This is a genomic window from Acinetobacter lwoffii (assembly GCF_024129735.1).
In the GTDB taxonomy this organism is placed as follows: Bacteria; Pseudomonadota; Gammaproteobacteria; order Pseudomonadales; family Moraxellaceae; genus Acinetobacter; species Acinetobacter lwoffii_H.
Map to the genome: position 1 here is coordinate 1 of NZ_JAMXXK010000099.1, position 1,888 is coordinate 1,888.

Sequence of the window (1,888 nt, forward strand, 5' to 3'; positions counted from 1 at the left end):
GTAGCAGGATCAAACCAAATGGCAATATTTCCGCGACTCATGAGTGCTCGGTTATATGCGGGCCAATTGGTTGTGCGGTAGATTTTGTGTGCAGGCTTCTTCATTTGAAAATTATATCGCTGAAAAACCCTTTACAGATAGGTTTGTGCAACAAAGCCATCCACGATTCATATTCAATCCCATGACTTTAAAGCGCAAAGCGTGTTGCAGATGCAGCTCTTATTCCGAGGAATTTTACACTGGTATCGCCCGCCGATAGAAACACCAGATCCGGCAGTCAGGACGTAAATAACCATTCCTCCAGTTTAAATAAAAAAACCTGCAGATTCGATGCAGGTTTTTTTTAGAGATAATCAATCGCGTCTTATTTGGCTTTACGCTCTTTTTCAATCAGGTAATTCACCACCTGAATTACTTTGGCATCATTGCCCTGCACAATATATTTACCATTCACGGTCACCGCTGGTACACCGCTTAACTGATATTGAGCAGTCAAATTTTTTGCCTGAGCAATTTTTGACGAAATCGGGAATGATTTATAAGTCGTGTTAAATTTCTCTTCAGAAATACCATAACGGGTATAGAACTTGGCCAATTGTGCCTGTTCTAAAATTGGACGCTGCTTGTCATGAATATCATGGAATAACTGTAAATGTGCTTTTTGACGCACACCCAGGGCTTCTGAAACATAATAAGCACGTGCAGCCTGTTCCCAAAGCGGGTTCATTGCAGCAGGTGTACGTACAAAACGGATATCTTTGGGTAATTTTTTCAACCAGTCCTGCATATGCGGTTCCAACGTGAAACAGTGACCACAGCCATACCAGAAGAATTCACGTACCTCAATTTTGCCCGGTTTTTCGACTTTGACTGGTTTTGCGACCACCTGATAGTCCTGACCTGCCACAAAATTGGCCATAGCATTGCCTGAAAAGGCCAAAACAGATGCGGCAACAGCTCCTAAAAGGAATTTTTTCATTGGGATTATCGTCCTCTAAATCATTATGCTTAGTGTATGGGTTCACTATAAATCAATTATGCCGGTTCCGTTTTCATGCTGCGAACTTTTGTGCTATCAGAACCGCTACATTAAAGTATGCGACTGATTTTAAGTCAGTTAATATGGCCATTCGACCGCTATGTGTTTTTAGATAATCACAAAAGTTAAACTTTGAGTAATAAAAACGGTTATAATTTCTACGATTAAAACGTAGTGGTCAAACCTACAGTAAATATTAGCTTCTTACTATTCTCTTCAGTAACAGCCGCGTGGCTCTGAGAATGATCTTCTGACATACAATAGTTTCCTTATTCTATTTACGATTAGCTGAGAGACTTGAGTAAGCCTCAATATTTCTGCTAAAAATTGCTTACTATAATTGGTCAAGAAGCTTTCTTTTCATTTATCCACCGGGACAATATTGGTAATAAAACCAACATAAGAAGGGTTGATGAGATAATTCCTCCAATAACCACATTTGCTAGTGGGCACTTTACTTCTTTCTCCAATTCCAATGCCTCCCTAACTAATTAGAGAGTTTTAAGCATTATTACATGAATCTTTCCAGTACTATTGTTGCAAATATACTAAGTTGCATATTTATTCCTGCCTATGTATAGGAGCATATGTAACCCTAAAGTTTAAAATAGTCTTTTCGGATTATTTAAAAATTTGAAAATGGTAAAGAATAAATTAAAAACAATAAATATATTTATCATTCGATTTAAAAAAATTAATTAATCTTAGTTACACCATACTAAAAATAACTAATTTTTAGTTTTCCTAGTTATATGTGCTTCATTAGACTTCCTTCATAAATCATTTTTCAATCAATTTAATTGTTTATCTTTCACCCAATCTAAATTGTATATGCCAGCAAGTAAATTA

The 1,888-nt window shown here is 36.8% G+C and carries 1 protein-coding gene and 3 pseudogenes; 1 reads left to right on the forward strand and 3 read right to left on the reverse strand.

The genetic code is table 11. From position 1 onward, the window contains the following. Positions 1 to 104: pseudogene (locus NI469_RS15605) on the reverse strand (IS5/IS1182 family transposase); the annotation flags it as partial. Positions 105 to 174: 70 nt separating this feature from the next. Here NI469_RS15605 and NI469_RS15950 point away from each other — a divergent pair. After that, a pseudogene (locus NI469_RS15950) lies at positions 175 to 288 on the forward strand (TetR family transcriptional regulator); the annotation flags it as partial. Between the two features lie 76 nt (positions 289 to 364). On the opposite strand, the gene NI469_RS15610 reads toward NI469_RS15950, so the two are convergent. Together NI469_RS15610 and NI469_RS15955 are read right to left on the reverse strand one after the other, a co-directional pair. Next, positions 365 to 979 (reverse strand): thiol:disulfide interchange protein DsbA/DsbL, encoded by a 615-nt coding sequence (locus NI469_RS15610; RefSeq protein ID WP_004281881.1) that lies wholly within the window; start codon positions 977 to 979, stop codon positions 365 to 367. Between the two features lie 177 nt (positions 980 to 1,156). Next, positions 1,157 to 1,296: pseudogene (locus NI469_RS15955) on the reverse strand (cation diffusion facilitator family transporter); the annotation flags it as partial. Between the last annotated feature and the right edge of the window lie 592 nt (positions 1,297 to 1,888).

What these genes read in the sequence shown, in the direction of transcription:
- NI469_RS15610 (WP_004281881.1), bottom strand. Translation starts at nt 979, where the DNA reads ATGAAAAAATTCCTTTTAGGAGCTGTTGCCGCATCTGTTTTGGCCTTT.